The organism is Ktedonobacter sp. SOSP1-85, from assembly GCF_016587415.1.
GTDB lineage: Bacteria > Chloroflexota > Ktedonobacteria > Ktedonobacterales > Ktedonobacteraceae > Ktedonobacter.
The window spans coordinates 4,691,791-4,717,204 of the sequence record NZ_BNJI01000001.1 but is presented as its reverse complement, the minus strand read 5'-3'; the positions used below and the strand labels follow the sequence as shown (position 1 = coordinate 4,717,204).

The window sequence follows — 25,414 nt, the reverse complement described above, 5'->3', positions numbered from 1 at the left end:
CCGAGACAAGTGGTAGATGGAGCGTCGCTACACGTATTTGTTAAGGTAGAGTTGTATTAGCCGCAGGCACATACTATAATAACCCTATCCCATTTTCAGGTCTTTGCACGCGCCAGGGGCGGGAAGGCGGCAGGGAGAAGCTTTTGCCACTTCCCCGTTCGGCGTATCGCAGAGACCTCCTGTGGCCTACTCACACGTGTAAAAGAGTGGAGAGAGACCACAGTGTTCCTGCTTGCTTGTTAGCAGGCAGTGTGACGACCTGTGTTGAGGAGGAAGAAGACGCATGGCAAAAGCAAGCACAACCAAACAAAAAGAAGAGGCTCAGCAGGAGAACTCCAAGGTCGTATCGGTCAACCGGCAGGCGTACCATGACTATACCGTTGAGAGCACGATTGAGGCGGGCATCTCGCTGGTGGGAACCGAGATCAAATCGATTCGCGATGGCAAGGTCAACCTGCGCGGCTCCTACGCCATCATCCGCAATGGCGAGGTCTGGCTAGAGAACGCCCATATCGCGGTCTACGAGCATGGTAACCGCTATAACCATGAGCCGCTACGCAAGCGCAAGCTTCTGCTGCATAAACGCGAGATCGAGCAGTTGGGCCAGCGCGTGGCGACAAAGGGCCTGACCCTGGTCCCGCTCAAGCTCTATATGAAGCGTGGACGCGCAAAGCTTGAGCTGGGACTCTGTAAAGGTAAGAAATTGTTCGATAAGCGCCAGAGCATCGCTGAGCGCGACGTCAGGCGTGATATTGAGCGTATCGTCAGGGGCCGCTAACGCTTTTCCAGCATCCCTTAGAAAAGAAGGATAACCTGTATGCGTATTGAAGGATTACATCATGCTCAGATAACGATCCCCAAAGGAGCCGAGGAGGGGGCACGCAAGTTCTACTGCGATATCCTGGGCCTGCCCGAGATTGAGAAACCAGAGTCGCTTCAGGGACGCGGCGGCTTCTGGCTCCAGGTCGGCGACCGGCAGGTACACGTTGGCACGGAGGATGGCGTCGACCGCACAGCTAGCAAGGCACACCTGGCCTACCAGGTCGAAGATGTCGCGGCCTGGCAATCTCACCTGCAAGAGTATGGAATTAAAGTGCTGGAATCCGTGCCCATCCCTGGCTTCGCGCGCTTTGAGGCCCGCGATCCCTTCGGCAACCGCTTCGAGATGATTGAGCCTCAAGGGTAATAAAGAAGTGTCGATGGCGCGGCTCCCCCGCGCCATCGACACTTCTTTATTATCCTTGAGGCAATGGGTGCCAGGTCTAACGGGCTTTGCGGTAGGTGTAGAGGGTAAAGAGGGCGATTGCGCAGCCCAGTACGATAAAGAGCACACCTACGATAAGCATCACCGTAAGCCAGGCGCGCTCGCCACCAGTATTGCTTGCGGTCATCAGGGCCAGCGTCGCGGAAACCAGCATAGTATCAAAACCTCTCCAGGAAGAAACAGCCTTCACATTATCATATTACTACTCTTTATGACGCAAACGAGAGCCTTATTAGTACATGCAAAATAAGGGACGGCTACCTCGCTTAGTCAGACTGTAAGATCAAGCCGCGTATTGTCAAAATGGCGCACACACAAATCGCTAGCAGGCACAGAGTACAGGTCTTCATCCCTTAAACAAAAGTGACTGCTCTCCGACCTGGAGAGAAGTCACTTCACCGAGAAGCGCTGCACTCCATTGCATCCCCGTTATACCACAAACAAAAAAACAGCCTTACAAGAGAAAGCATTTCCCTCTTTAACAGTGGATCCGCATTTTATGCAATTTTATCTCTAAAAATTAAGAACCGGTTTAAGCCGCTTAGTGCACACTCAAGATACCAGTACCCTTATGGTCTATAAAGAATACGTATTTTTACATAGGTATTTTTTCTCTTAGATAGACATTTCTGTATCTTTTATGCATACTTTTATCAATTAAACGTTTTTTCGCTAGCAAGCCATAGCCACCACCTATTTTATGCGCAGGTTTATAGGGAGGGTAACAAAAGGAAAAGCCAGGAGCTTTCTGTGTACTGGTACCTGCAACTCTATGCACCTCCTTTTCCTATGAGATCTTTTGGCTTTATATGATTGGCCTACACGCTTTCTTCATACAGAGAGCGGATTTGGGAGGAAGTTATGCGTTGTCCACGCTGCACCTTTACTGGAAATGACCAGAATGGCACCTGTCCACGTTGTGGATATCATCAGGAATCAACCTCTTCAGGTAATAGGCAACTTCGATCTATCCATATGAAACCGGCACCCCCGATAGAATCAGGTGAATTTACTTTGATGCGTGGTGATGTACTGCACAAAGGACGTTATCGCTTGATAGAAGAGGTCGTCCTCCCCAAGAATCAACAAGGGATCGCGTGGTCTGCAACTGATACGCGTTCCGCGCGAAACCGTGTCCTCCTCTATCGAATGGCATTCCCCGATAAAACAGAGGCAGAGGCGTGGCAAGCCATCAAAGCCATTGTGCTCCGTTTGACACAATTATCTCAATATCCATGTTTCCCAACTGTTGTTGAGGTATTTAATGAATACAAATCCTATTATATCGTTCTACTCTATCCCACAGGAGAAAGCCTTGCGTCTCTGATGCAACGGCAGGGTGGAGCAATACCGGAACGCGATGTTGCTGAATATGGACGACAAGTGTGCCAAATGTTAGAGGTTTTCGCTAGCCAGCGGCCGCCAGTAATACATGGTGCCATCAGTCCAGAGACGGTTATTGTCAACCCATCAACACATCAGGTATCCCTTATTTATATCCCCTTGTTTCCACTAAAACCGCTTACTAAGGACAGTATCTCATCAGGTTACACGGCTCCAGAGCAGGTACGAGGCGATATCAAGCCATCATCAGACCTTTATTCACTTGCCGCGACATTACACCATGCGGTTACAGGTTTTGATCCCAGGGAACGCTTGATCCATTTTTATCCTCCCGCCCGCCGCCTGAACCCTGTAGTCACTTTGGGGATGGAAGCTGCGCTTTCCAAAGGATTGCGCCTCTCAGTCCCTCAACGTTACGCAACTCCCTCCGATATGTTACAGGATCTTAGAAACCTGATTGCATCCTACCCTCCCGTTTCAGAGCTTCCTCAGCTTAACAGGCCTTTTCCACCTGAGGGCAAACCTTCGCCGCGAGGAAGGCGACGCAACATCATATTCACCGTAGTAGGGATATGCGCTGCTCTTGCTCTTCTCTTTACGATCCTGCTCCCCATCCTTAATAATGCCAATCAAGCAGCACAAAGGAAAAGCACTCAGCAGACAGCCTGGCGCGATGAGATGGCATTAGAGCAGCAAACGTTCACAAAGCAAGGAATCGGCATCAGTGATGGTCGATTCGTCTTTGACACATATCCAGGTCGCAGTGATGTTGCGTTAAAACAGCAAGCAGCCCAGGCGCTACAGCACAATGACCTGGCGAACGCAATTAACTTCTTCTCTCAGGCGGTTTCAGCAGATCCAACGGATGGGGAGGTCCAGATCTATAACGAAAATCTGCACGTGCTCCAGAGTAATTCGCCCTATGTCACAATTGTGCTCGGCATCGCGTTTGATGAGAGCGCTGACGACTTACTACGGGCCAGGCCCGACACGCAAGGTGCCTTTATTGCCCAGTACGAGATCAACAAAAACGGATTGCTTGGTCATGGGCTGAAATTGCGCATTCTGCTTGATAGTTGTGGAGCACACCGGGCGGATGTAGCGACGGTGGCACAATTTGTTGCGAACCGCGTTAGTAAGGCTGGAAATCCAGACCACATCGTTAGCGTAGAAGGCTGGCCCTTTAGCTCCCAGACCATCAACGCGCTTGACATTATTACTTCCGCACATTTACCGATAGTATCGCCTGCCTCCAGTGTAAAACTGAGTGGTAGCAGTCCCTATTTCTTCCGCATAGATCCTCCTGATGACATAGAAGGGAACCTGCTGGCTAAAACGGCAGCACAACAATTGCATGCCAAAACAATCCTCGTTTCACGCGACTCTACCGACCCCTATAGTGTGTCATTAGCCGATGCATTTAGTGCCAGCGCGACAAAACTTGGCATACAGGTAATTAACAGCCCAGGCGACTATTTCAAGGAATCGACATCAACTGTCACTGATTTTCAGAAGGTAATCACCGATGCTCAGACTCATGAAGCCAATCTAATTTTCATTGCGGGATACAGCATTGATGGGATACGCTTGGCACATGCCCTCGGTAATGCGATAAGAATTGCCCCAAACAACACAGTCCTTGCCAATCTCAATATTCTAGGCGGTGATGGCGTCGATACAAACCTCGTTATAGGGCAAGGAAATGGGCCGGATGCCCAGATTGCTACAGAGTTTCCACAAGATATGCGGCACCTGATCTTTACGGCTTATTGCGCTCCAGACGAATGGGATCTTCAAGGTATCCCCAAGAAAGAGCAACCAGCCTTCTTCAGCGATTGGAACAATTTCTATAGCAGTTCAGGAGTAGCAAACAATAACGCTCCCCCACCCGGAAACGATTCGATGCTCGCGACTGATGCTATTCAGGTTATTGCCAGAGCCATCTCGCTGATCCATGGAGAGGTAACAGGCCAGGCCACCCGTGATGCTCTAGCCTCTCTGGGAAAGGGTACAACTCCGGCATTTCAGGGCGTAAGTGGACGCATTCTGTTCGATAATCGAGGGAACCCGATTGATAAAGCAATGGTTGTCTTACAAGTCGCTTCAAGCAACAATCGTAATGCCATCCAATTGCAGCATGTCATCGGTACATTCCGCTAATAACGCAACACGACATAATCGCATAGCGTAGCCCGACCAGCGTGACAGCGCTCTAGCCAGTACATATGAAATTGATACTAGCTAGAGCGCTATTTCATGAATTTCTGCGCGGGATTACCCTTTGTCAACAGCGCGAAGGACCCGCTGTCTCAACCTTGTGAGTATGCTCACATCCGTTCATTGTGCCATCTGGCCCAAGAAACTCTCAAGCCCTTGCCAACAAACTACAGATAAAGCGCCCCTGTTACTGAATGGGAATGTGTTCTCTCACCAGCCTGTACCAGCAACAAGGTACTATAGCTCCCTGACGCTTCTATAGACTATCTATAGCGTTAGCAGACGACCTCTTCCCGCAACATGGCATTAGTTATTGCTGGACGAAGTACCCGCTGGTAGACCTCGTACTGCTGCGCGACATGGGAATCTGCGCGCCCGGCAATGACGCGGCTCGCCAGGGCTTGTGAGGCATCGACGTAGAGATCCATCGTCAGCGGCTCCTCCTGCTCTGGCTCTTGCAAGGACTGGAGCAGGGTATCATCGCGCTCCAGCGAGACGCGCCAGAAGGGCTCAGACGCTGTATAGCCCTCACGCTCTAGGAGCTGTTTCGCCAGCCTGTTCTGGCTATGTACTGTGGCACACAACGCCACCTGCTCTCCGGTCGAGAAGCCATACGTCAATTCACGCGCACGCTGCTCAACCATGCGCAGCAGCAAGGTTCCAATACCGCGCCCCCTGTACGCGGGATGCACCACCAGGGCGAACTCAAGCCCCAGTTGCCCCTCCTCACGCTGCACATCGGCATACGCGACCACACACCCCTGGGTAGTAACTATCACCCAGGCATCCTGCGCCAGGTAAAAACCATCTCTCTGCCATCTACGTTGTACGTCTTCCTCAGTCATCACTACTAAGTTCATATCCTTACGTTTACTTATGCTCCACAACTCGGCTACCGCCTGTATATCTGTCATCCTGGGACATCTTGCCGCCAGTTTATGTAGACGTACAATCATTGTTTTCTCCATCCGTCAGCGAGGATGCGTTTGGCTTCCCCCAAACCTATGCGCTACCATATATCATTTTCGAGAGCTGCAATGGAGAAAGAGTCAGGCAGGGAGCGGTCTGATAGACGCGCCACAAATATGTAGGGTCCATGCTGGCATGGACTCTCGCGCCCGAAACGTCACCGCGCTCGCAAGCCCATGCCAGCATGGACCCTACGAAACACGTGAATGCATTATTTAGACCGCCAGTGTCTGTGTTCTTAGCTCCTTCCCTGCCCGTAGTTCCTTCTCGTACTGCGCGGATTGCCGTGTGACATGCATGCCCGCGCGTGCATATAATTTTGTGGCCCCCGTCAGACTCTGCCCATCAACGTAGAGGCTCGCATGTTGGATACCTCGGCGGTAAAACTCGCCAAAGGCCTGCTGCAAGAGCGCCAGGGCCAATCCCTTGCGCCGCCAGGAGCGCCGCACTCCCAGGGTATTCACCCAGCCCTCACCGTGCTCATGGCGACAGAGAGCCATAGCGACAATATCCTCGCCAGCCTTTACCAGGAAATAGAGTGATGGATCAAGTTCGTCAAAGGCGATATTGAAGTGCCGCCACTCCTCGTAGTCGCGCGGCATAAAGCCCCAGTGATCCTGGAAAAACTCCATTTCGGCATTAAAGATAGCGCGCTCCATCCCCGGCTCAAATGTCGTCAGTTGCACCTCCTCGGGCCAGCTCGCTTCAGCTGGTTGGGCATCCAGTGCGATACCCATGCGCAATGAGTGGCGAATGACCTGGAAGCCATGGCGCTCAAACACCTGGCAGATGGCTGTTCGCTTCACGCTGGTGCCTACACCCATCGTCACGCGCAGACCTGGTTCGGCATGCTTCATCAAGGCGCGACTGCGCTCTTCAGCCCAGGCCAGCAGATAGTCAGCGAGACCTGACGCATATAGTGCCGGATCGACAAAGAGATTTGGCTCAAACTGCATATGCAGCGTGTGGTACAGTATGACAGCGCCGATCATGCGCCCCTGGTCATCTAACAGCGCCAGGCTATTCTGCTCCAGGTCCAGTCCTGGCATGGTCATAAAGCGGATGGCGTCGCCCTCAGTGAGCTCCGCCTTCCCTTCGGTGGCAAGCTCCTCTAAATTACAGAGCCGTGTCACCTCGGCCGCATCCTCCACTCTCAGAGAGCGCGCACGGTATTCGTGCGGCAATTGCTGTATATTCATTTATCTATATAGTTCCTTTCTAATGTTATGTGCATCCGCACCACCTGACGTTGTTGGGTCCATGCTGGCATGGACTTGCTCGCCGAGGAGAGTCCATGCCAGCATGGACCCTACAACGTCAGGCGAGTTCTTCGGTGCCGGACTCCTTGCCGGGGCGTAGTTCCTTCCGATAGGCCAGGAACTCGCGTACGGCGTGCATACCGACGCGCTCATAGACGCGTAGCGCTCCAGTCAGGCTGCTGGCGTCCACGCCGAGGAGGACATTGTGAATGCCCCGCTGATAGAAGGCGTTGAAAGCCTCGTGTAAGAGCGCCTGGGCGATGCCCTTGCGCCGCCAGGGACGCCGCACCGCCAGATCATATACCCAGCCCTTATCATCGCCCTCTTTACCACAAATCGCGAAGCCTGCGATCTCCTCGCCATCCATCGCCAGGAACCAGAGCGTGGGATCAAAGGTGTGTGGATCAAGAGCATAATGTGACCAATTTTCGAAGCTGTTCTCGACAAAGCCCCAATGATCACGGAAGGCCTCATTATTAGCCTCAAAGATAGCACGCTCCATACCTGGCTGCGTATTCTGAACACGAATACCATCAGGCCATACAGGCTGCCGAAGTGGTTCGGCAAGCTCGATCTTCATGTCATAAAAGTGCCGTACGACCTGGAAGCCATGCCGTTCCAGCAGGTGCCGGCGTGATACATAGTGCACATCACAGCCGTTGCGTAATGTAACGCGCAGGCCCTCGGGAGCCTGGGCAATATACTCCCTGGCTCGCGTCTCGGCCCACTCCAGCATGGCGTCCGCGAGTCCGCTCTCACGATAGTCGGCACGCGTCTCCAAGTTCATAAAGATATGCACATGTTGCTGATCTTCCACCCAAGCATAGCTCACCAGTTCACCCATTGAGGTGAGTGCTACAAGTGAGTCTCTTTGTAGATCCACATGGGGTTTAGTAAAGTCGCGCTTAAGATTCTCTGCCGTCCGCTCAGGCTCGATGCCAAGTTCTCTATCACGCGCCTCAAACAGAGCCACGAGGGCCTGGATATCATCCAGGCTCGCGGGCCGCACGCTTATGCCTGCTGGCAATGTAGATACATCCATGATTTCCTCTTTTTCTCTCCATAGAACTATGCCTGGTTGAGCGAGAGGGTGCGCATATCGCGACCTGGGCGTAGCACCTTCTCGAAGTTTGCAAAGCGGCGCTCAACATGCATACCCGCGCGCTCATAGAGCCGAGTCGCGCCTGTGAGGCTCTGCGCATCCACGCCCAGGCGAATGGTTCGAGTGCCGCGCCGGTAGAACTCGCCAAAGGTGTGATGCAGGAGCGCCAGGGCCAGGCCCTTGCGCCTCCAGGCTCGCCGCACGCCCAGGGTATGCACCCAGCCACCCTGTTGGCCTTCGTCGGCGCAGCGAGCATAAGCAGCGACCTGATCGCCGTCCATAACTAGGAAGAAGAGCGAGAGATCGGCCTCTTTCCCCAGGTGATGCTCGTGCCACTCCTCATAGATGCCGGGGATATTGCCCCAGTGGTCGCTAAAAGCCTCTTCGTGGGCCGCGAAGAGCGCGCGGGCCAGGCGCTCGTCTCCCTGGGGTGCTTCCTCCTGTAGCTCTTTGAACGTGCGCAGGCAAATACCCGGAGCCCACTGTGGCTGCTCGGGAGCCTGTGTGAGTTCACGCTTCATATTCCAGAAATAGCGCGTCAGTTCAAAGCCCACGCTCGTCCAGAGTTGCTGGCGCTGTGTATCCTTTTGATGCGCCCAGGTACCGAGCAGGACCTGCGCATCGGCAGGTGCCAGCGCGATATGATCTTGCGCGCGCTCCTCCACCCAGCGCATCAGTGGAAGCTCCACTTGTCCGCGATAGGCTGAATGTACATCCAGCTCCATATCAATCTTCACATGCCGTTTGTGGCGCGTGTCCACGCTGGCGATAATCTCATCTTCCTTTGTAACAATCACCCGAACATTCTCCTCGGGCTTGTGCGTCGATAGGCTCCAGTTATGGCGCAAGAAATCCGCTGAGGTATCGGGCTCGCCCAGGTACTCAATCTCATTGCTGTTAGCCAGGCGCACTACCTGCTCCACATCGGCAAGGGTCGCGGGGCGCATACGCAGCCCCTCTGGTAGGCTCGCGTCAGACATCGTGTCTCTCCTTCGTCCATGCAGAGTCCATGTAAGCATGGACCCTACAGTTCACATCGTGCAGCGTCCATGCAAGCATGGACGCTGCATCTCGTGTTTAACCGTTACGTTTCAGGCGACCGGTGCGCTTGGCGTAGCGCTCGGCCATGCGGAAAATGGTCATCCCCAGAGGGATGCTGACCACGCTCATGATGATCAAGGGCCAGGTATAGCTCCAGATCTCAGGCGACCAGATAGGCTTGTTGCTCAGCAGGGCTGCGCGCAAGCCATTGAGCACGTAGGTCGCGGGCGAGAGCCAGGAGAAGGGCTGCATCCAGGCTGGCAGAACGCTGACCGGGTAGTAGACACCCGACACCAGCAGGATGATGGCGCGCACGATGAAGGACATCTGCATGCCTTTCTCGGTGTACAGGAGCGGCAGGACTGAGGTCGCGATACCAAAGCCGATGAACGAGACGCTACCCAGCAGGAGCATGAAGATCGCCGTCAGGTAGTTTGCCTGGCTGAGGTCCAGGTGGAAGAACAGGACCACCACAAACAATTGCAGGCCTGTGAAGAGCAGGCCGTGCACGATGGCGTACCAACAGCTCCCAATCATGTGCGTGAAACGCGAGATAGGTGCCATAAAGGTATGCTCGATAGTGCCTTCCCAGCGCTCGATGTTGATGACGTCTGTTACGCCATCAAAGGTCACGCTCAAATAGGTCCACACCGAGGTACCGATCAGCAGGTACAGGATCATATAGTTGACCTGGGCGGGTTTCAAGTCTGGCGTAGCGCGGGCAATGAACGTAATGCTCAGGGCATTGACCACGTTATAACAGAGCCAGACGATCTCCCAGGCCCAATAGCGCTTGGTCAGGTTCCAGTTGCGCTCAAAGAAGGCATAGGCGGCACGCCCCTGATGTATCAAAGAAGCCATGTATATTTTTTCCCTTTTGTCTTTTATTACTGCATCCTAAAGATAAGGGGGAGTTTTGTGGGGACACCCCACACCCCGGCAGGAGGGAGACCCTCCTGCACCTCCCCTCACGACAGCTACTCTTCTTCTTCGCGCTCGGCTTCGAGGGCCTCGAAGGCCTTCTCCCAGCTGCCATAGCGCTTGATATCTTCTGCTGTGATTGGGCGCGTCGCCGTATAGTGCATGAAGACTTCGTTCATCGTGGCGGGCTCCCCGCGTCCCATCAGGCGTCCAACCTCGCGCTTGAGGTCTTCGGTCTTGCCCAGGGCCATCATGCGCCCCTGGTCGATGATCGCCACGCGGTCACAGAGGGCCTCGGCCTCGTCCATGTCGTGCGTCGTGATCAAGATTGTTGCGTCATGCTTGTCGCGCAACTCGTTAACAAAGTTCTGCACGTCGATCTTTGAGCGCGGGTCCAGGCCCGTTGTAGGCTCGTCCAGTAGCAGGACGATGGGCGAGGTCAGGAAGGCGCGTGCGATGGCGACCTTCTGCTGCATGCCACGTGACATATTCTCCAGGGGCGCATCAATACGATCCGGCTTGATACCCAGGCGCGCCAGGATGCTCCTGATTTTGCTCCGGGCCTCGTCGCCAGGCATGTTGTAGAGGCGTGCCGCGTACAGGAGATTCTCCATTGGCGAGAGCTTCTTGAAGAACGACGCCTCCACGCTCACCCGGTTGATCAGACGCTGGATCATGCGCTCGTCCTTAATGACGTCGTAGCCAAAGACACGGATCTGTCCCTCGTCCGGCAGCAGGAGCGTCGAGATCATACGGATGAGTGTCGACTTGCCTGAGCCATTGGCTCCCAGAATGCCGACGATCTCACGCCGCTTTACAATCAGGCTGACGTTATCTACAGCTCGCACCTCGGTGCTTTTCTCTGGCTTCTCTTCGCTCTTCTTCAAAAACTTGCCCAAGAATGGGCGCGGCTTTGTGAATATCTTTGAAACTCCGTCGATCACGACTGCATCCTGGGTAAAATCCAGTTCAATGTCGTCGAACAGAGAATTTTTCATAGTAACGGTCAAGTAAGTACTCCTTCCAGATAGCATATTCAGGCAATAACATGTATAAAACCTACAAGAGAGACATCCACCACGAGACAACATCCACGCGTCACTTGCGCATAAGGCCTCCTCCATTGGCAAATAAGAAAGAAAAATACAACAAAAAACCGTGGGAACTGGATTTGCGTCTTAACCAGTTGCCCACGGTTGAGGATTTTTTTATGTACTCACCTGTCTCTCTCGACAGGCGGTCCTCCACCCGAAATGGGCATACTGCTCCCCTGGGCCACCAGGAAAATGTCTGCCTGGAATGCGCCGATTCCAACACCCGGAGCGCAGAAGGCGAAGCAAGCAGCAGGCAACGCATAGCCATCAGAGCGCACAAAGCCACGAGGGCGCACAAGCGCAGCATGGTCTGTGAAATGCAGAAGCATATGCTCTGTCATCATTGCCTACTCCTTTCCAAGAGTGTTTTTTACTGAAGCGATAGAGGTAGAAGGTAAGTGCGCGTCTATCGCGCGCCCCACCGTTGGCAAGTATAGAATATGGTGGGACCAAAAGTCAAGACATCGATGACAGTCCGACAGTTTGATAGTATATTCATCATGATTGACACGGTGTTCTTTGTCAGCTATACTCTCCATAAGAGCACGTTTTCAATCATGTTGCGCAGGGCTTGTAGGCAAACGCTCCCTACGGGAAAAACATGAGCGTGTTAGGGGTCCCTCAATGGACCGATTCGGCTCATTTCGCTGCAAACGTTTTGCAGGAGCCTGAGAGGTTCTCTTACACTTAGAGAAGGCGTGGATTGCGATGCTTTCTTTCACGGTTGGTCGTAGTCCAACCGCCCGCCTAGTTGGTTCGTCAACAGGCGTAGGTTAAAGCGAGTTTTGTGGGCAGTGCAATACCTGTCCATGAAATGAGCAACTATACGAGACGTTCCTGAGCTTTGTCAAGGGCAAGAAGGCGAAAAATATGGACGTGTGTGGCGCAAGCAGAATGCCCGCGCCACACACGTCCATAGCTTGTTTCCCTGTTTATTTAGCCAGGGAGGCAAGCAGTTCTTGCAATTTTCCCTGCTGGATCATCTGAATAAAGCGGGTGTGCTTCTGAATGGCCTCCTCAATCGTCTCGCTGCTGGACTCAGCAGTCACGAGGCGGAGAAGGGTCAGATAGCCCCCCTGCTGGGGATAGATGGCCGTGACATAATCTCGTTTCAGGCGCTGATCATTAAACGTGGCCACAACATAGCGTTTGCCATTGGGCGCTATCGCGACGTGACGCGCCACATCTAGTGTCTGGAAACGCACCGGGGCTGCGCCAGCAATCTCTAACGTCTGCTGCTCATTTCCCGCGATAGGAATAAGCATCTGCTCACTATTTTCCATTGTCTCCAAGGTCATTCGAACCCTCCTGCATCAAAACCCATGAGAAGATGCAGTCTGCGAGCCATATAAAACCTCTTCAATCAACAGACTGCACCTCATAGTGTATGCAAACAGCTCTACCAGGTCAAGCTAACTTGACCTATGTCTCATAGGTTGTCGTACAGCATCTTGTGTTGCTTGCGACGCTCCCGGGCCTCGCGCCAGAGTACGAGCAGGCGGCGTGGTCCCCAACGCAGGAAGTAGGGATGGCGGGCCAGGTAGAGGAAGAGCCTGGGCTGGAGCCTCTGCCAGAGCCTCCCGATCTCATTGAGGTCGCCATTGTGCTTTGGATGGTCGGGACTTTCGGGCGGCGCCCAGCGCTCGCGGGTATAGATATCACCCAGGCGATGCAACATCTCGGCCTCGTCGGGAGACGCCTGCGCCAGCTTATCCATGTACTCCGTTGGCGTGTTTGAGGGTTGCAGGCGGATACCAGCCCAGTCGGCAAGCATACAGACACGCCCATAAACCTGACTGGTCACGCTCAAATTGCGGAAGAGCTTACGCCACCAGACGCTAAAGAGGATACAGCCAAAGAGCAGTAGCAGGATCAAGCTTCCCGCGGCCACGCTCACCGAGCGCCCTACATCTGGACCGATGGCAGATGCATTCGTCCCAGAACCATCAAGGGAATCGTTTGCGCCAATTTTGTGGCGTGGATCCTGGTTCTGCGGATTGTTTGGCCCATTGGGGCCACCCGGCAAGTTACCAGTTGATCCTGATCCATTCCCGCTTGTATCCGGCAAGGGGCGGCTAAAGGTCGCGAACGACTGCGAGGGTTCAAAATTGATCCAGCCATAACCGGCGAAGTACACCTGCGTCCAGGCATGGGCATCGACGCCACGGATCACGCGCTGGTGTGTCTTCGTGTCATAGTTGCCATTGGTATATCCCACCACGACACGCGCCGGAATCCCCAGGGAACGCGCCATAACTGCCATAGCCGAGGAGAAGTAGTTACAGAAGCCCCGGTTATTGCTACGGAACAGGAACCAAGAGACACCCTCCTCGCGCGGTGGCTTGTTGATGTTAAGGTCATAGGCATAGTGAGCACGCAGGTATGTCTCAAGCGCCAACACCTTGTCATACATCGTCTTTTTATCCCTGGTGATATTCTGTGCCAGGATGCCAATCTGGGGATCGAGGTCCTGGGGCAACTGGGTGTACACCCTCACTATATCGGGATCATAGGCATCGGCTGACGCCTGCCCGGAAGGACTATAGGTACTCGTCGCGTCCTTTGGTAATGGGATTGTCCGTAGCGAGGCCTCGTCAGCCGAAGAGGCATCGGAAGTGACGGTATAGGTATTTCCCCCGGTTATAAAGCCATTCTGGTTGAGCCAGGCCGTGGTCTCGCCGGTTGTACGGCTCTGCATAATACTCGCGGGCAAGTTCGTCGAAACAATCTGGGGCGCGCCAAAGAGGTAGGGATACTGGAGCGCGGGCTGATTGACAACCGTGATACTCTGCGTCACAGGCTTGATCTTCAGCACTGGCAGAGGATTGGTCTCTTTGGCTTTTAGGCTATGATTGGAGGTGGGGCTGATCGTCCATCCACGATCAGTATAGGTATCAAAGACCGTTGATTGTAGATACTGCGATCCATCATCGCTTTGGACGGTAAACACAATCTCGTTATTGAGATTAGGATTGCCACCCAGGGTGAGGGTATCACGAAAACTTCCGCGATTGGCGGCGTTCACGCCTCCATTGACGGACATAATACGGTCCCAGGTGTTTTGCAACTGCACCCAGGGGTTGGAATCAACCGTCCAGATCTGTGAGACATTCGGATCGGTATAGCCATAGGGTAATATCCAGGAGAAGATCAGGATACCAATAGAGATCAGGGCGCCAGCCTGCATAATGTCCCAGCCAAGATCTTCGGAGTAGCGCAACCCCTGGCGATTCCAGCGTTTAATGGACTCGTACAGGTTAAAGCGCAACACCAGGAGCAAGGCCGCCAGCAGAAAGATGACCAGGAAGATAATATAGCCATTCGTTGTATTACTCAGGTTGATCAGGAGGACGACAGCGTTAGCGATAATCATCAGCCAGGGGCTACGGGTCCGGTAGACCAACCACGCGCTGGTGTACGCCAGGACAAAGCCCAGCGTCACAATAAAGAAGAGGAAGATGCTATCATCATTGCCAAAGCCACCATGCAGCACCGTATTAAACCAATCACCCAGGCTACCAGCAAAGGCGGCGAAGCTCCCATTGTGGAAGGCGCCTGCGGTCTGCCAGAAGGCCACAAAGAGACCGAAAAGCATTGCGACAACGTGTACTACGATACTGGGGAAACGATATTGCTTGGAGGCCAGCACGCCCGCGACCAGGCCAAGCAAGGTTGTCAGGGTAAGCACATTCAGGTTATCAACCCAGCCCACAGCCTGCACACACCAGATAGTGCTATAGACGACAGCCGCCAACAGGAAGAGCGAGAGCCACCCCTCCTCCATGCTCAAGTGGAAACTGCCGGACTCGCGCGGTTTCCCTTTCTTTCTTCTGCCACGTCCATCATTGGGTGAGCGGGAGAGCACTCTAAGCATTTGGTTAACCGCAGCATCTTGCATGGTCACTACCTCCGTTGTGCGTAGCGGGCTTCCGGGCCACTTTCCAGAATAGGCTCCAGGGAGTCTTGCCTATGTACACGTAAAACAGGAATGCCAGCGCCTTCTAACAAGGCTAAACTATCTTCGTCAGCAGGTCCCTCCTCGAAGGAGGCCGCGTCCAGGCCAATCACGGCGACCTGCACGCCACGCCGTTGTAACTGCTGAGCACCCGTATGCCAATCGCGCGCGTTCGAGGGCGTAATGATAATGGCGGCGGTGTTGCGCCCCAGGTGAAATGCATCGAGCGCCAGGGCCTCTTTTAAGTCCGGGCCAGAGCCTGAGCGCACGACCGCGAGGAGTTCCAGCACACGCTCTATCTGTCGGTCTCCACGATCCATAGACAGCGTCTCACGCTTTTCGCCATTGACGATCAGGCCAAGCGAGAGGTCCTGGCGTAGGAGATACACTGAGATGGTCGCGGCAATGGTAACCGCGTATTCTTCGGTTGAGATCTCGTCCTCGCCGGTCTGTACAGCTTCATTCAAATCCAGGAAGATCCAGACATCAACCGCGGGATCTAGATCGAACTCCTTAACCATCAACTTATTGTAGTGCGCGCTTGAGCGCCAGTGGATACGGCTCAGAGCATCGCCCGCGACATACTCACGAATCGTCGTCGCGTTGGTTGTCGTTTGCAGGGCGCGCCGGGAACTCTTCCCACGACCCGGAAGACCACCCGAGAAGAGCGCGAAGCTCGTAATAGGCAGGACACGCGGCAGCACCAGGAGTTCATGCGAGGGCGCCAGGGAGACATGCCTGCGAAAAAGGCCGAAGGGATCGCCACTAATCGCGTTCACCGGTCCCAACTGGAAACGCCCTCGTTGCCAACACGATGTACGCACACGCCACATCGCGCGCTTGCGTCCCCCCATGCTGGCGACATAGCCGGCGCGATGTCCGGGTAGATCGGAGCCATCAACGATTTGCACCCAGAGTTTAGGCAAGACGCTCAAATTATCAAGCATCAGGCGCTCCTCAAAGGCTTCACCTACCTGTACGCGTCCACTGGTACTTGAACGGCGGAAGATGAGCTTACGCACACTATAGCGCGCCCACAACCACGAGAGCACAAAAAGTACCAGTAAGACATAGGTTAACACATAGAGATCATGCCAACCGCTGCTAACAGCGAAGAAGGCTAACAATACAATGAGGAGGAGAGCTTGCCAGGGACGTAGCATACACTAGCGCCCCCTTCCACCACCGACCCAGGCATTGGGAACCGGTACACTCTGCAAGATCTCATCAAGTACAACAGAAGAGGTAACTGAACGCACACGAGCCGCCGGAGTCACAATAATGCGATGCGCCAGTGTGGGTTTGGCAAGCAACTTGATATCATCTGGAATAACGTAGCCACGACCGCGCATGGCTGCGAGGGCCTGCGAGGCACGGAAGAGGGCCAGCGAACCACGGGGACTGACGCCCAGGTAGATATTGGGATGGCTACGCGTCGCGCCCGCCAGGCTCACAATATATTCACGAATAGACTGATCAACATGTATAGTTCTTACCTGTTGCTGAATAGTCACCAACTCCTCGGCAGTCATGATCTGTGTCAGGTCATCCAGGGGATGATGGTGCTGGTGAGTGTCAAGGATATTGACTTCATCGGCAGGCTGTGGATAGCCCAGTTTGATATTCATCATAAAGCGATCCAGCTGGGCCTCTGGCAAAGGAAAGGTACCTTCATACTCAATAGGGTTCTGCGTCGCCATCACCATAAAGGGTCTGGGGAGCTGGTACGAGACGCCATCCATCGTAACCTGGGTCTCCTCCATCGCCTCCAGCAGAGCGGACTGGGTCTTGGGCGTCGCACGGTTAACCTCATCTGCGAGCACGATCTGAGCCATAATTGGTCCCGGGCGAAACTCAAAGTTCCCCGTTTTCTGATTGTAGATCGAGACACCCGTCACATCACTGGGAAGCAGATCAGGCGTAAACTGAATACGCTTAAATGAACACCCAATAGAACGCGCAATAGCCTTCGTCAGCACCGTTTTTCCCACGCCCGGCACATCTTCAATCAAAACATGCCCCTGGCAGATGACCGCGATCAGGCTAAACCCTACAGACTCAGCTTTACCAACAATGACACGCTCAACGTTAGCAACCACGCGCTGGACCGCCGTTGCCAGATCCTGTACAGACTGCATATTTTTTACCTCAGTGAGGGACTAAGAGAGGTCAGTATATAGAACAGATTTTACCATGATTCTTACCGCAATGTCCTCTTCTTATACCAATGCCTGAACACAAAAACATGTTTCTAAGCATTTTGAAAGATTTGAAATAAAATTAAACGCGCCAATGCTCCTTGCACTTCTTACCAACTGACCTCTTTTGATCCCAGAATAACGTACAATTGCCATGACTATCTTTTGTACAACTTTGTACTACAATATACGGCCTTTGCCTGCTTTTCCTCACACACACTTATATATGTGTGACTCCTTGCGCCTGCGGCGCTCGCCCCGGGTAGTGGTGTGATACGCCATGGCAGCCGTAGGCTGCCATGGCGTATCACACCACTACCCCAAAGGAGGCTACACATAGGAGTAGCGAACCGTGCTACCTATCAAAGCCGAAATTCCTGCTTTTATAAATACGCCCATAGAAAGCAATTGTTACAAAAACGCTTAGAATCGTGTTAAGGAGTAGGACCTTTTGTTGGGTTTATCACCCGCGCTGCTGAGAAATGAGGCCCGGGCAAAAGCGGGACTATGCGCATAGATAAGAGTATGCTAGAATGATGCCATGAGCCAGAGCGAAAACAAGCACAGTCCCACGCAGGTAGAAGAACTCTATGCCATCGTACAAGGGTGGGTACAGGGAGTTGGTTTTCGTCAATTTGTCGTGCAGCAAGCCCGCGCCCTGCATCTGCGTGGCTATACACGCAATAAAAGCAACGGCGATGTCGAAGTCGTCGCTCAGGGACCGCGCCTGGTGCTGGAACAATTACTTGAGCACCTGCGCCAGGGGCCTTCCGCAGCCGATGTGCGCCATGTCGAGGCTGAGTGGCGCACGCCAGGCGAAGCCATGAGCAACTTCACTATTCGCTGGTAAGTATACAATAGTACATCCAACAAGTTGTAGGGTCCATGCTTGCATGGACTCGCTCCGCCGGGAGACATGCTCGCCCTCAGCACATAAGTCCATGCAAGCATGGACCCTACAGATCTCTGTGTCACCTGGCGGGGCACCAAACAAAACCAACTAGAAAAGTAGCACGAAGAGGATTTGTTTTATGATTGATCGCGAGACAGTAACGAACGTGGCCAACCTCGCCCGGCTAGCACTCAGCGAGGAAGAGGTTACGCTGTTTGGAAGCCAGCTTTCCGCCATTCTTGAGCATATTCAGATTCTCCAGGAAGCCGACGTGAGTGGCGTCTCGCCAACGGCGCACGCCTCACGCCTCACCAATGTTATGCGCCTGGATGCTCCCCAGCCTTCATACTCACCCGAGGAGCTTCTGGCCAACGCCCCCGATCAGGAAGAAAACAGCCTGAAAGTCAACGCGGTGCTGGAGGGAGAATAGTTCGAGATGACAGATCTACATACACTCACCATACACGAGGCAGCCGAGTTGCTTCGGCAGCGCAAGCTCTCATCCGTGGAGCTGACTAAAGCGCACCTGGAGCGCATTCGTGCCGTGGACGACAGGGTCAAAGCCTTCACCCTGGTAACAGATGACCTGGCACTCAAGCAGGCCGAAGAGGCGGATAAGCGCCTCGCCAGCGGCGAGAACCTATCGCCACTCACCGGCATTCCCCTGGCCATTAAAGACGTTATCTGCACCAAGGGTATCACCACCACCTGTGGCTCCCGCATGCTGGAGAACTTCAAGCCGCCATTTGACGCCACGGTCATGGAGAAGCTGAACGCGGCTGGCGCGGTGATGCTGGGCAAGACCAATATGGACGAGTTCGCCATGGGTTCTTCAACCGAGCACTCGGCCTTCTTCCCCACGCATAATCCCTGGGACCTGGATCGCGCCCCAGGTGGCAGCAGCGGTGGCTCGGCAGCAGTCGTTGCCGCGGGTATGGCCATGGGTTCCTATGGCAGCGATACCGGCGGCTCCATTCGCCAGCCAGGCGCGCTCTGCAACATCCTGGGCCTCAAGCCCACCTATGGGCGCGTCTCACGTTATGGCCTCGTGGCCTTCGCCTCCTCGCTTGACCAGATCGGCCCCTTCGCGCGTGACGCGCAAGATACCGCGACACTCTTGCAGGCGGTCGCGGGCCATGATCAGCGCGACTCCACCAGTTCAACCCAGGAGGTTGCCAATTATAGCCAGGCCCTGACAGGAAATATCAAAGGTATGCGCATCGGTGTGCCAAAGGAATACTGGGTTGAGGGCATGGATCCGGGCGTCGAAAAGGTGGTCCACTCGGCCATTGAGGCCTTGCGCGACCTGGGCGCCGAGATCGTTGATGTCTCACTGCCTCACACGAAGTATGGCCTGGCCGCGTACTACATTGTCGCGCCCGCCGAGGCCAGCGCCAACCTGGCCCGCTATGATGGTGTCAAGTACGGCTACTCCTACCGCGACACCGATGACATGTGGGAAGCGATGGAGAAGACACGCCAGAATGGCTTTGGCGCCGAGGTCAAGCGCCGCATCATGCTGGGTACCTACGCACTCTCCGCGGGCTACTACGATGCCTACTATAAACAGGCCGAAAAGGTTCGCGCCCTGATCAAGCGCGACTTCGATGAAGCCTTCGCCCAGGTCGATGCCCTGGTCAGCCCGGCCAGCCCAACGGTGGCCTTTAAGCTGGGCGAGATCTCAGATCCCTATCAGATGTATCTACAGGACATGTTTACCATTCCCGCGAACCTGGCTGGCATCTGTGGCATCTCCATCCCTGGCGGCTTCAGCGAGAACCTCCCCGTCGGCGTCCAACTGCTGGGCAATACCTTCCAGGAAGCAGCCATTCTGCGCATCGCCGACGCCTTTGAGCGCGTCACCGATCACCATAAGCAGTGGCCCAAGAATCTCTAAGACATGGCTCGACGCTACTGGCGTACGCGTCTACTTCCGGAAGTAGACGCGTACGCCAGTAGCGTCATACACGCCCCCAATATTGATAAATACCAATATAAAAACTATTACTATTTCTTTGAAAGAGGGTGGCCATGAATCGCCGTTTCATCATGGGCGTCATCCTGGTTATTATTGCCTGTTGCCTGCTCCTGACATCACTGACGCTGTACGCCACAAGTATCGCGGGCGTCACGCTACCTGGAATGAGTAGTGTCGAACCTACGCCGACGCCTGTACCCGAGACACCAACGCCTATCCCTACGCCCAAACCTGAACTCACGGCCCAGGGTCCGCTGCCCGTTCTCCAGGCCAAAGTCGCCTATCTTGTTGATATGCAAAATGGGCATGTGCTCTACGACATCCATGGCGAGCAGGCCGCCCCCATGGCCAGTACCACCAAGATCATGACGGCCCTTATCGCGATTCAGACCGGCAACCTGGACCAGGAGATTACCGTCAAACGCGACGCCTATTTACACGTCATTGAGTTAGGCAGCAGTAATGCGGGACTGGTCCCCGGCGAGCAATTTACCCTGCGCGAGCTACTCTATGGCCTGATGCTTCCCTCGGGCGGCGATGCCGCAATAGCCATCTCTGACGCGCTGGCTGGCTCGCCTGAGAACTTCGTAGTACGCATGAATCTCTTCGCGAGCAGGTTGCATCTCTTTCAAACGCACTATACCAATGTGGACGGCCTGACCAGCGAGGATACCCACTACTCCTCGGCGGCTGACCTGACCAGGCTCGCACGCTACGCGCTCACTAATCCTGTCTTTCGTCAGATCGTTGATACGCCGACCTATACCCTGCCCACAACCAAACAGCATGGACCACATACCTGGACCAATACAAACACCCTTTTAAGTACATACAAGGGCATGCTGGGCGTCAAGACCGGGCATACCGACCTGGCCGGCTACTGCCTGGTATTCGAGGCCCAGCGCAATGGACACTCACTTATAGGCGTCGTACTCAATAGTCCCGACCAGGCCATTCGCGATCAGGACGTCTCAAAGTTGCTCAATTGGGGCTTTAGCCTACCCATGAAGTAGGCCGACGCTGCTAAAGCACGCGTCTACATATCAAGGCGCGACCAGCTCCGTCCTATCATATGTAGGCGCGTGCTTTAGCAGCGCACCACTCCGCAGCGTCGGACAGATCTCTGCAAGGACTGGCAAGGACCAGGCAAACATGATAGAATAGTTCCACCAACTTCTGCCATATAACGAGCATAGTAAAAAAAAGAGTGTTGTCGAATGCGTTACGCTATTTTTACCGATATCCACGCCAATCTAGAGGCTCTCGAGGCCGTACTCGCCAGAATTGACGAGCTCGCCAAAGAACAGCCCATTGATCAAATCTGGTTTTTGGGCGACCTGGTTGGCTATGGACCAAATCCGAATGAGTGTATCGAGACGCTGCGCAAGCGCACAGATGTGATCATTGCCGGTAACCATGATTGGGCCGCCGTGGGCAAGATCGATCTGGAAGAGTTTAGCGAGGCTGCACGCATCTCTGCGGAGTGGACGCGTGACCAACTGACTGATGAGCACTTCGAGTTCCTCGCGGAACTCCCTGAGCGTCTACAAATGGGCGCCTGCACGCTGGTCCATGGGAGTCCCTATGGTCCACTGTGGGAGTATCTGACCTCAGAAGTCCTGGCGGAACGCAGTTTCCAACACTTCGACACACGCTACTGCATTGTCGGGCATACGCATGTCCCGATAATCTTCCAGCAGCCTGATACCTATGCGACAACGCCAACCGTTCCCCTCACTGGTGAGCAGGAGGTACAGGCGCTTGTTGACAATATTGCCGCTGAGGCAGAGGTACAGGCGGCGGACTCGCTGATCGAAGAGGATGATGACGACACCGCCGAGATGGTGGCCGTGCGTCCCGCCCAGCAGCAAAGCGCGCAGGCAGCACCCTCCGAAGACATGGCCCATGTCGCGCCCCACCTGGAGCAAGAGCCAGACCTGCTAGAGTTGGATGCGGAGCAAGCACCGGAGCCAGGAGACGAGGACATCTCCCTGGAAGACGACGCAGAGGGCGACGAAGAGCAGGAGCGTGACCTGGCAGAGGACGCTCTTGTGGACGAAGAAACGCAGGAGTTGGAGAAAGAGGCGGACGCGCTGGAAGAGACGGACGAAGAGGAGAGCCATGGTGAGCACGTCACCTCTGAGGCCGATATCCTGAGCGCGGAAGATAGCCTGAATCAGGAGATTGAAGAGCTGCTGGCCCTGCTGGGTCTGAGCCAGAGCATGGTCGAGGTCACCAACGACATGATTGTCCCGCCCGAGGGCAACTGGCAGGCCCCGGCTGGCTATCGCGCCATCGTCAATCCCGGCGGCGTCGGTCAGCCTCGTGATGGCGATCCACGCGCAGCCTTTATGATCTACGACACTGAGCGCGGCTTCACATTCTACCGCGTTGACTATGATTTCAAGAAAACGCAGGAGAAGATCGAGAAGGCGGGCCTGCCTCCCTACCTGGCAACACGCCTGGCCTACGGTCGCTAAGATCTTATTCCGAAACCCAACGCCACTTGCGTGTCTAGCGCTTCGCGCTCAGGGTGTTCGGAGAAGAAGTAAGAAAAACATCTTATGAAACTACTTGTTGGCCTGGGCAACCCTGGCGCCCAGTACGAGCGGACCCGGCATAATGTGGGCTTCCGCGTCATAGACGCCTTGGCGGAGAAGCTAGGAGTGCGCTGGGAGCGTCGTGGGCGGGCGATGATTGCCAACGCCACCCTCGAGCATGAGAAAGTTGTCCTGGTAAAACCCATTACCTTTATGAACAATAGTGGCGAGGCTGTAGGCGAGCTACAGCGCTGGTTTAAGCTTGAACCCGAGGATATCCTGGTGGTCTATGATGAGCTCGACCTGCCCGTGGGACAGCTCAGAGTACGCGCCAGAGGCAGCGCCGGTGGGCATAATGGCATGAAGAGCCTGATCCAATACCTGCATACCGACCAGTTTCCTCGCCTGCGCGTCGGCATCGGGCGCCCCGCCAACCGCCGTCCAGACACCATCAACTATGTGCTGGGCATCCCTCCCAAAGACGAGTATATTACCCTGCTTCAGGCAGAGGATAAGGCCCTGGAAGCCTTCTCGCTCATCCTACGCGAAGGGCTTGATCAGGCCATGAATACCCTCAATGTTGATCCCGAGGCCCAGCGCAAGGCAGAAGAGAAGCGCCGCCTCAAGCAAGAGCGCGAAGCCGCCCGCCAGCAACAAGCCACAATCGGTGAGAAGCAGGCAGAAGACTCCTCCAGCCCCAGAGCTTAACATTCGCTCCTGGAACTTCGCCTTTTTTGGCTTGACCCACGTCGCAGGCGCCAACTTCCCTCAAGGGCCGGTAGGAGGTGTAGTAGGCTATGGTACCTCAAAGCGAGAAGTATAGGTAAGGTGGCTCCTCGCTTTGAGGCACCATGGGGGAGAGAGCAGAGAGAGGAGAGAATGGTAACATGCAGCGCATTTCCCGGCAAGCGCTTCAGGAAGATCTCTACCAACTTACGCGTCTCTTGAGCGAGTCCCATCCTGATCCCTATACTGCAGGCGGAGGTTCCCTCGCCTTTCACCGTCGTGTTGACACGCTCCTGAACAGCATCCCAGCAGATGGACTGACTCAGACCCAGTTTCTCTGCCACATACGCCCGCTCGTCGCTTCGCTGGGGGATGGACATACATGCCTGTTTACGCCAGAGGAGGAGTGCGAGGCCAGGACGCGCCGTCACCCCTGGCTGACCTGGTCGGTAATCGAGCAGGATCTCTACCTCGCCCGGGTCTACCAGCCTGAGCAGGAGGTATTACTGGGAGCGCGCCTGCTCGCCCTGAACAGCCTACCACTACCAACCCTCCTCACACGTATGGGCAAGATCCAGGGCTACGATAACATCTACCAGAACCTCGTTCACCTGTCCCTGGCTCTAAAAGACCCTTTGCTCCTCAGCACCCTCCTGCACCAGGACGAGCCACCCAACACCATCGAGGTGACGCTCACGCTGCGCAATGGCGATCAGCAAACCATCCAGATTCCGCTTCTTGAGGAGCGCCCCGGTATTCCCCTGGAGCCAGATAGCGCCTTTATCCTGCCCCCGCTCAATTCAGCGCGCATGTGCCGCGCCTTCCTCGATGTCGGACACCAGGTAGCCTATGTGCGAGCCGACTCACTCCTGCACTATCGCGAGAGCTTTGAGCAGTTCCACGCCCTGGGTGACATCGGGCACGTGGAACAACTGCTTGAGGATGCGCAACGTTACCCACCCCTTGACACAAATCTGCCTGGGAAGTTGGAAGAACGCATCGCCCTTGTCCCGGCGGCAACGGACCTGCTTCGCGACCTCTTCTCCGCAATGCGCCTGGCACATACCTCGGTACTCATCATTGATCTACGCTTCTGCCCTGGCGGCAACTCGTTCTTTGCCACCATCCTGAGCTACTTCCTTTACGGCATCGATGCTATGCTCGCGAGCGCCTGGAACGAAGGCTATCACATCAAGCGCTACTCAACGCTTTACTTCGAAAACTATATCAAAGACACACCAGAAGAACACAGTGAAGCGTTGCGCAATGGTGGCTATGACTACACCGACGAAGCAAGCTGGTTGCAGCGTCAGGAGAGCGGCTTTACGCCACGCGTACGCCTGCAAGCTCTGGCGGATCTGCGCCAGCGGGTTAAGGCATCCCCAACCTTCGCCAGCGAGTTTCAGAAGCGCGCCTACGAGGCCTCATGGGCACCAAAAGTCTACGTGCTCATCTCAGCGCAAACATATAGCGCAGGCTTTGATACGGCTGTGACCCTCCAACGCCATGGCGCGTGCGTCATAGGTACCCCTTCGGCTCAGTCTGGCAACTGCTTCACTGATGCGCTCAGCTTCACCCTACAATATTCGCGCCTCAAGGGGCATATCGCCTTCAAACGCCGGATCCTCTTCCCCAACAATGAAGAGCAAGGCAACATACTCAAAGCAGACCATGAACTCACCTATGACTATCTCGCCACGCACAGCTATGATCCCCACGCAGCCATCCAGCTAGCTCTGGACCTGGCTGGCCTGGCCTGAAGATTGGGAAATGCTTGTACACGGCGCACCTATCCTCACCAACGTCATAGAGGGTAAAAGGACCACTGGCATCGTCCAGGTTTTCGGTTGTGGCGCGATCTTCTCGCGCTCGTTATCAGAAGCGCTCATGGTGCTCTCCTCTATGCTTCATCGC

The 25,414-nt window shown here is 54.7% G+C and carries 23 protein-coding genes; 10 read left to right on the top strand and 13 right to left on the bottom strand.

Annotated elements, in window-relative coordinates; genetic code table 11:
- The first annotated feature begins 283 nt into the window (after window positions 1–283).
- Complete coding sequence (gene smpB, locus KTE_RS19790) at window positions 284–778, top strand: SsrA-binding protein SmpB (RefSeq protein WP_201369060.1); 495 nt, start codon at window positions 284–286, stop codon at window positions 776–778.
- Between the two features lie 39 nt (window positions 779–817).
- Window positions 818–1,186 carry a VOC family protein gene (locus tag KTE_RS19785; protein WP_201383839.1) on the top strand — a complete coding sequence of 123 codons (369 nt, stop codon included), beginning with the start codon at window positions 818–820 and terminating at the stop codon, window positions 1,184–1,186.
- 76 nt (window positions 1,187–1,262) lie between these two features.
- On the opposite strand, the gene KTE_RS19780 is transcribed toward KTE_RS19785, so the two are convergent.
- Window positions 1,263–1,418 (bottom strand): hypothetical protein, encoded by a 156-nt coding sequence (locus KTE_RS19780; protein WP_201383837.1) that lies wholly within the window; start codon window positions 1,416–1,418, stop codon window positions 1,263–1,265.
- A gap of 821 nt (window positions 1,419–2,239) precedes the next feature.
- Here KTE_RS19780 and KTE_RS19775 point away from each other — a divergent pair.
- On the top strand, window positions 2,240–4,768 hold the full coding sequence (locus tag KTE_RS19775) for an ABC transporter substrate-binding protein (protein WP_201383835.1): 2,529 nt from the start codon (window positions 2,240–2,242) through the stop codon (window positions 4,766–4,768).
- Window positions 4,769–5,100: 332 nt separating this feature from the next.
- On the opposite strand, the gene KTE_RS19770 is transcribed toward KTE_RS19775, so the two are convergent.
- From KTE_RS19770 to KTE_RS19720, 11 genes are all read right to left on the bottom strand, one after another.
- On the bottom strand, window positions 5,101–5,739 hold the full coding sequence (locus KTE_RS19770; protein ID WP_201383833.1) for a GNAT family N-acetyltransferase: 639 nt from the start codon (window positions 5,737–5,739) through the stop codon (window positions 5,101–5,103).
- Window positions 5,740–6,009: 270 nt separating this feature from the next.
- Window positions 6,010–6,993 (bottom strand): GNAT family N-acetyltransferase, encoded by a 984-nt coding sequence (locus KTE_RS19765; RefSeq protein ID WP_201383831.1) that lies wholly within the window; start codon window positions 6,991–6,993, stop codon window positions 6,010–6,012.
- Window positions 6,994–7,111: 118 nt separating this feature from the next.
- Window positions 7,112–8,095: a GNAT family N-acetyltransferase gene (locus tag KTE_RS19760; RefSeq protein WP_201383828.1), complete on the bottom strand. Its 984-nt coding sequence runs from the start codon at window positions 8,093–8,095 to the stop codon at window positions 7,112–7,114.
- Window positions 8,096–8,121: 26 nt separating this feature from the next.
- A complete protein-coding gene (locus KTE_RS19755; RefSeq protein ID WP_201383826.1) occupies window positions 8,122–9,135 on the bottom strand; it encodes an N-acetyltransferase in 1,014 nt (337 codons plus the stop codon).
- Between the two features lie 97 nt (window positions 9,136–9,232).
- Window positions 9,233–10,057: an ABC transporter permease gene (locus tag KTE_RS19750; RefSeq protein ID WP_007910501.1), complete on the bottom strand. Its 825-nt coding sequence runs from the start codon at window positions 10,055–10,057 to the stop codon at window positions 9,233–9,235.
- Window positions 10,058–10,173: 116 nt separating this feature from the next.
- The gene (locus KTE_RS19745) at window positions 10,174–11,127 is read right to left on the bottom strand and encodes an ABC transporter ATP-binding protein (protein ID WP_201383824.1); all 954 of its coding nucleotides are present in this window, start codon (window positions 11,125–11,127) and stop codon (window positions 10,174–10,176) included.
- Between the two features lie 206 nt (window positions 11,128–11,333).
- A complete protein-coding gene (locus KTE_RS19740; protein ID WP_201383822.1) occupies window positions 11,334–11,555 on the bottom strand; it encodes a hypothetical protein in 222 nt (73 codons plus the stop codon).
- 588 nt (window positions 11,556–12,143) lie between these two features.
- Window positions 12,144–12,509 carry a hypothetical protein gene (locus KTE_RS19735; protein ID WP_201383820.1) on the bottom strand — a complete coding sequence of 122 codons (366 nt, stop codon included), beginning with the start codon at window positions 12,507–12,509 and terminating at the stop codon, window positions 12,144–12,146.
- A 131-nt stretch (window positions 12,510–12,640) separates the two neighbouring features.
- On the bottom strand, window positions 12,641–15,109 hold the full coding sequence (locus KTE_RS19730) for a transglutaminaseTgpA domain-containing protein (protein ID WP_201383818.1): 2,469 nt from the start codon (window positions 15,107–15,109) through the stop codon (window positions 12,641–12,643).
- Between the two features lie 5 nt (window positions 15,110–15,114).
- Window positions 15,115–16,329 (bottom strand): DUF58 domain-containing protein, encoded by a 1,215-nt coding sequence (locus KTE_RS19725; protein WP_201369073.1) that lies wholly within the window; start codon window positions 16,327–16,329, stop codon window positions 15,115–15,117.
- Window positions 16,330–16,332: 3 nt separating this feature from the next.
- Complete coding sequence (locus tag KTE_RS19720; RefSeq protein ID WP_201369074.1) at window positions 16,333–17,304, bottom strand: MoxR family ATPase; 972 nt, start codon at window positions 17,302–17,304, stop codon at window positions 16,333–16,335.
- Between the two features lie 601 nt (window positions 17,305–17,905).
- On the opposite strand from KTE_RS19720, the gene KTE_RS19715 reads away from it, so the two are divergent.
- The 7 genes from KTE_RS19715 (at window position 17,906) to KTE_RS19685 (ending at window position 25,260) form a co-directional block, all read left to right on the top strand.
- Window positions 17,906–18,214 (top strand): acylphosphatase, encoded by a 309-nt coding sequence (locus KTE_RS19715; RefSeq protein WP_201383816.1) that lies wholly within the window; start codon window positions 17,906–17,908, stop codon window positions 18,212–18,214.
- Window positions 18,215–18,395: 181 nt separating this feature from the next.
- Window positions 18,396–18,686 (top strand): Asp-tRNA(Asn)/Glu-tRNA(Gln) amidotransferase subunit GatC, encoded by a 291-nt coding sequence (gene gatC / locus KTE_RS19710; protein ID WP_201383814.1) that lies wholly within the window; start codon window positions 18,396–18,398, stop codon window positions 18,684–18,686.
- Window positions 18,687–18,692: 6 nt separating this feature from the next.
- Window positions 18,693–20,153, top strand: a complete 1,461-nt coding sequence (gene gatA, locus KTE_RS19705) for an Asp-tRNA(Asn)/Glu-tRNA(Gln) amidotransferase subunit GatA (protein WP_201383812.1) — start codon at window positions 18,693–18,695, stop codon at window positions 20,151–20,153.
- A gap of 134 nt (window positions 20,154–20,287) precedes the next feature.
- Entirely contained in the window at window positions 20,288–21,247 is a 960-nt protein-coding gene (locus KTE_RS19700; protein WP_201383810.1) for a D-alanyl-D-alanine carboxypeptidase family protein, read from the top strand.
- A 204-nt stretch (window positions 21,248–21,451) separates the two neighbouring features.
- Entirely contained in the window at window positions 21,452–22,714 is a 1,263-nt protein-coding gene (locus KTE_RS19695; protein WP_201383808.1) for a metallophosphoesterase, read from the top strand.
- Between the two features lie 84 nt (window positions 22,715–22,798).
- On the top strand, window positions 22,799–23,482 hold the full coding sequence (gene pth, locus KTE_RS19690; protein WP_201383806.1) for an aminoacyl-tRNA hydrolase: 684 nt from the start codon (window positions 22,799–22,801) through the stop codon (window positions 23,480–23,482).
- Window positions 23,483–23,661: 179 nt separating this feature from the next.
- Window positions 23,662–25,260, top strand: coding sequence for a S41 family peptidase (locus tag KTE_RS19685; RefSeq protein WP_201383804.1), 1,599 nt, complete (start codon window positions 23,662–23,664; stop codon window positions 25,258–25,260).
- Here the strand turns inward: KTE_RS19685 and KTE_RS19680 are convergent.
- Window positions 25,231–25,389 (bottom strand): hypothetical protein, encoded by a 159-nt coding sequence (locus KTE_RS19680; RefSeq protein WP_201383802.1) that lies wholly within the window; start codon window positions 25,387–25,389, stop codon window positions 25,231–25,233. The two genes, KTE_RS19685 and KTE_RS19680, sit on opposite strands and share 30 nt — an antisense overlap.
- Between the last annotated feature and the right edge of the window lie 25 nt (window positions 25,390–25,414).

Coding starts and splice junctions, on each gene's coding strand:
- smpB (WP_201369060.1), top strand. CDS start 284: ATGGCAAAAGCAAGCACAACCAAACAAAAAGAAGAGGCTCAGCAGGAG.
- KTE_RS19785 (WP_201383839.1), top strand. CDS start 818: ATGCGTATTGAAGGATTACATCATGCTCAGATAACGATCCCCAAAGGA.
- KTE_RS19780 (WP_201383837.1), bottom strand. CDS start 1,418: ATGCTGGTTTCCGCGACGCTGGCCCTGATGACCGCAAGCAATACTGGT.
- KTE_RS19775 (WP_201383835.1), top strand. CDS start 2,240: ATGAAACCGGCACCCCCGATAGAATCAGGTGAATTTACTTTGATGCGT.
- KTE_RS19770 (WP_201383833.1), bottom strand. CDS start 5,739: ATGACAGATATACAGGCGGTAGCCGAGTTGTGGAGCATAAGTAAACGT.
- KTE_RS19765 (WP_201383831.1), bottom strand. CDS start 6,993: ATGAATATACAGCAATTGCCGCACGAATACCGTGCGCGCTCTCTGAGA.
- KTE_RS19760 (WP_201383828.1), bottom strand. CDS start 8,095: ATGGATGTATCTACATTGCCAGCAGGCATAAGCGTGCGGCCCGCGAGC.
- KTE_RS19755 (WP_201383826.1), bottom strand. CDS start 9,135: ATGTCTGACGCGAGCCTACCAGAGGGGCTGCGTATGCGCCCCGCGACC.
- KTE_RS19750 (WP_007910501.1), bottom strand. CDS start 10,057: ATGGCTTCTTTGATACATCAGGGGCGTGCCGCCTATGCCTTCTTTGAG.
- KTE_RS19740 (WP_201383822.1), bottom strand. CDS start 11,555: ATGATGACAGAGCATATGCTTCTGCATTTCACAGACCATGCTGCGCTT.
- KTE_RS19735 (WP_201383820.1), bottom strand. CDS start 12,509: ATGACCTTGGAGACAATGGAAAATAGTGAGCAGATGCTTATTCCTATC.
- KTE_RS19730 (WP_201383818.1), bottom strand. CDS start 15,109: ATGCAAGATGCTGCGGTTAACCAAATGCTTAGAGTGCTCTCCCGCTCA.
- KTE_RS19725 (WP_201369073.1), bottom strand. CDS start 16,329: ATGCTACGTCCCTGGCAAGCTCTCCTCCTCATTGTATTGTTAGCCTTC.
- KTE_RS19720 (WP_201369074.1), bottom strand. CDS start 17,304: ATGCAGTCTGTACAGGATCTGGCAACGGCGGTCCAGCGCGTGGTTGCT.
- KTE_RS19715 (WP_201383816.1), top strand. CDS start 17,906: ATGAGCCAGAGCGAAAACAAGCACAGTCCCACGCAGGTAGAAGAACTC.
- gatC (WP_201383814.1), top strand. CDS start 18,396: ATGATTGATCGCGAGACAGTAACGAACGTGGCCAACCTCGCCCGGCTA.
- gatA (WP_201383812.1), top strand. CDS start 18,693: ATGACAGATCTACATACACTCACCATACACGAGGCAGCCGAGTTGCTT.
- KTE_RS19700 (WP_201383810.1), top strand. CDS start 20,288: ATGAATCGCCGTTTCATCATGGGCGTCATCCTGGTTATTATTGCCTGT.
- KTE_RS19695 (WP_201383808.1), top strand. CDS start 21,452: ATGCGTTACGCTATTTTTACCGATATCCACGCCAATCTAGAGGCTCTC.
- pth (WP_201383806.1), top strand. CDS start 22,799: ATGAAACTACTTGTTGGCCTGGGCAACCCTGGCGCCCAGTACGAGCGG.
- KTE_RS19685 (WP_201383804.1), top strand. CDS start 23,662: ATGCAGCGCATTTCCCGGCAAGCGCTTCAGGAAGATCTCTACCAACTT.
- KTE_RS19680 (WP_201383802.1), bottom strand. CDS start 25,389: ATGAGCGCTTCTGATAACGAGCGCGAGAAGATCGCGCCACAACCGAAA.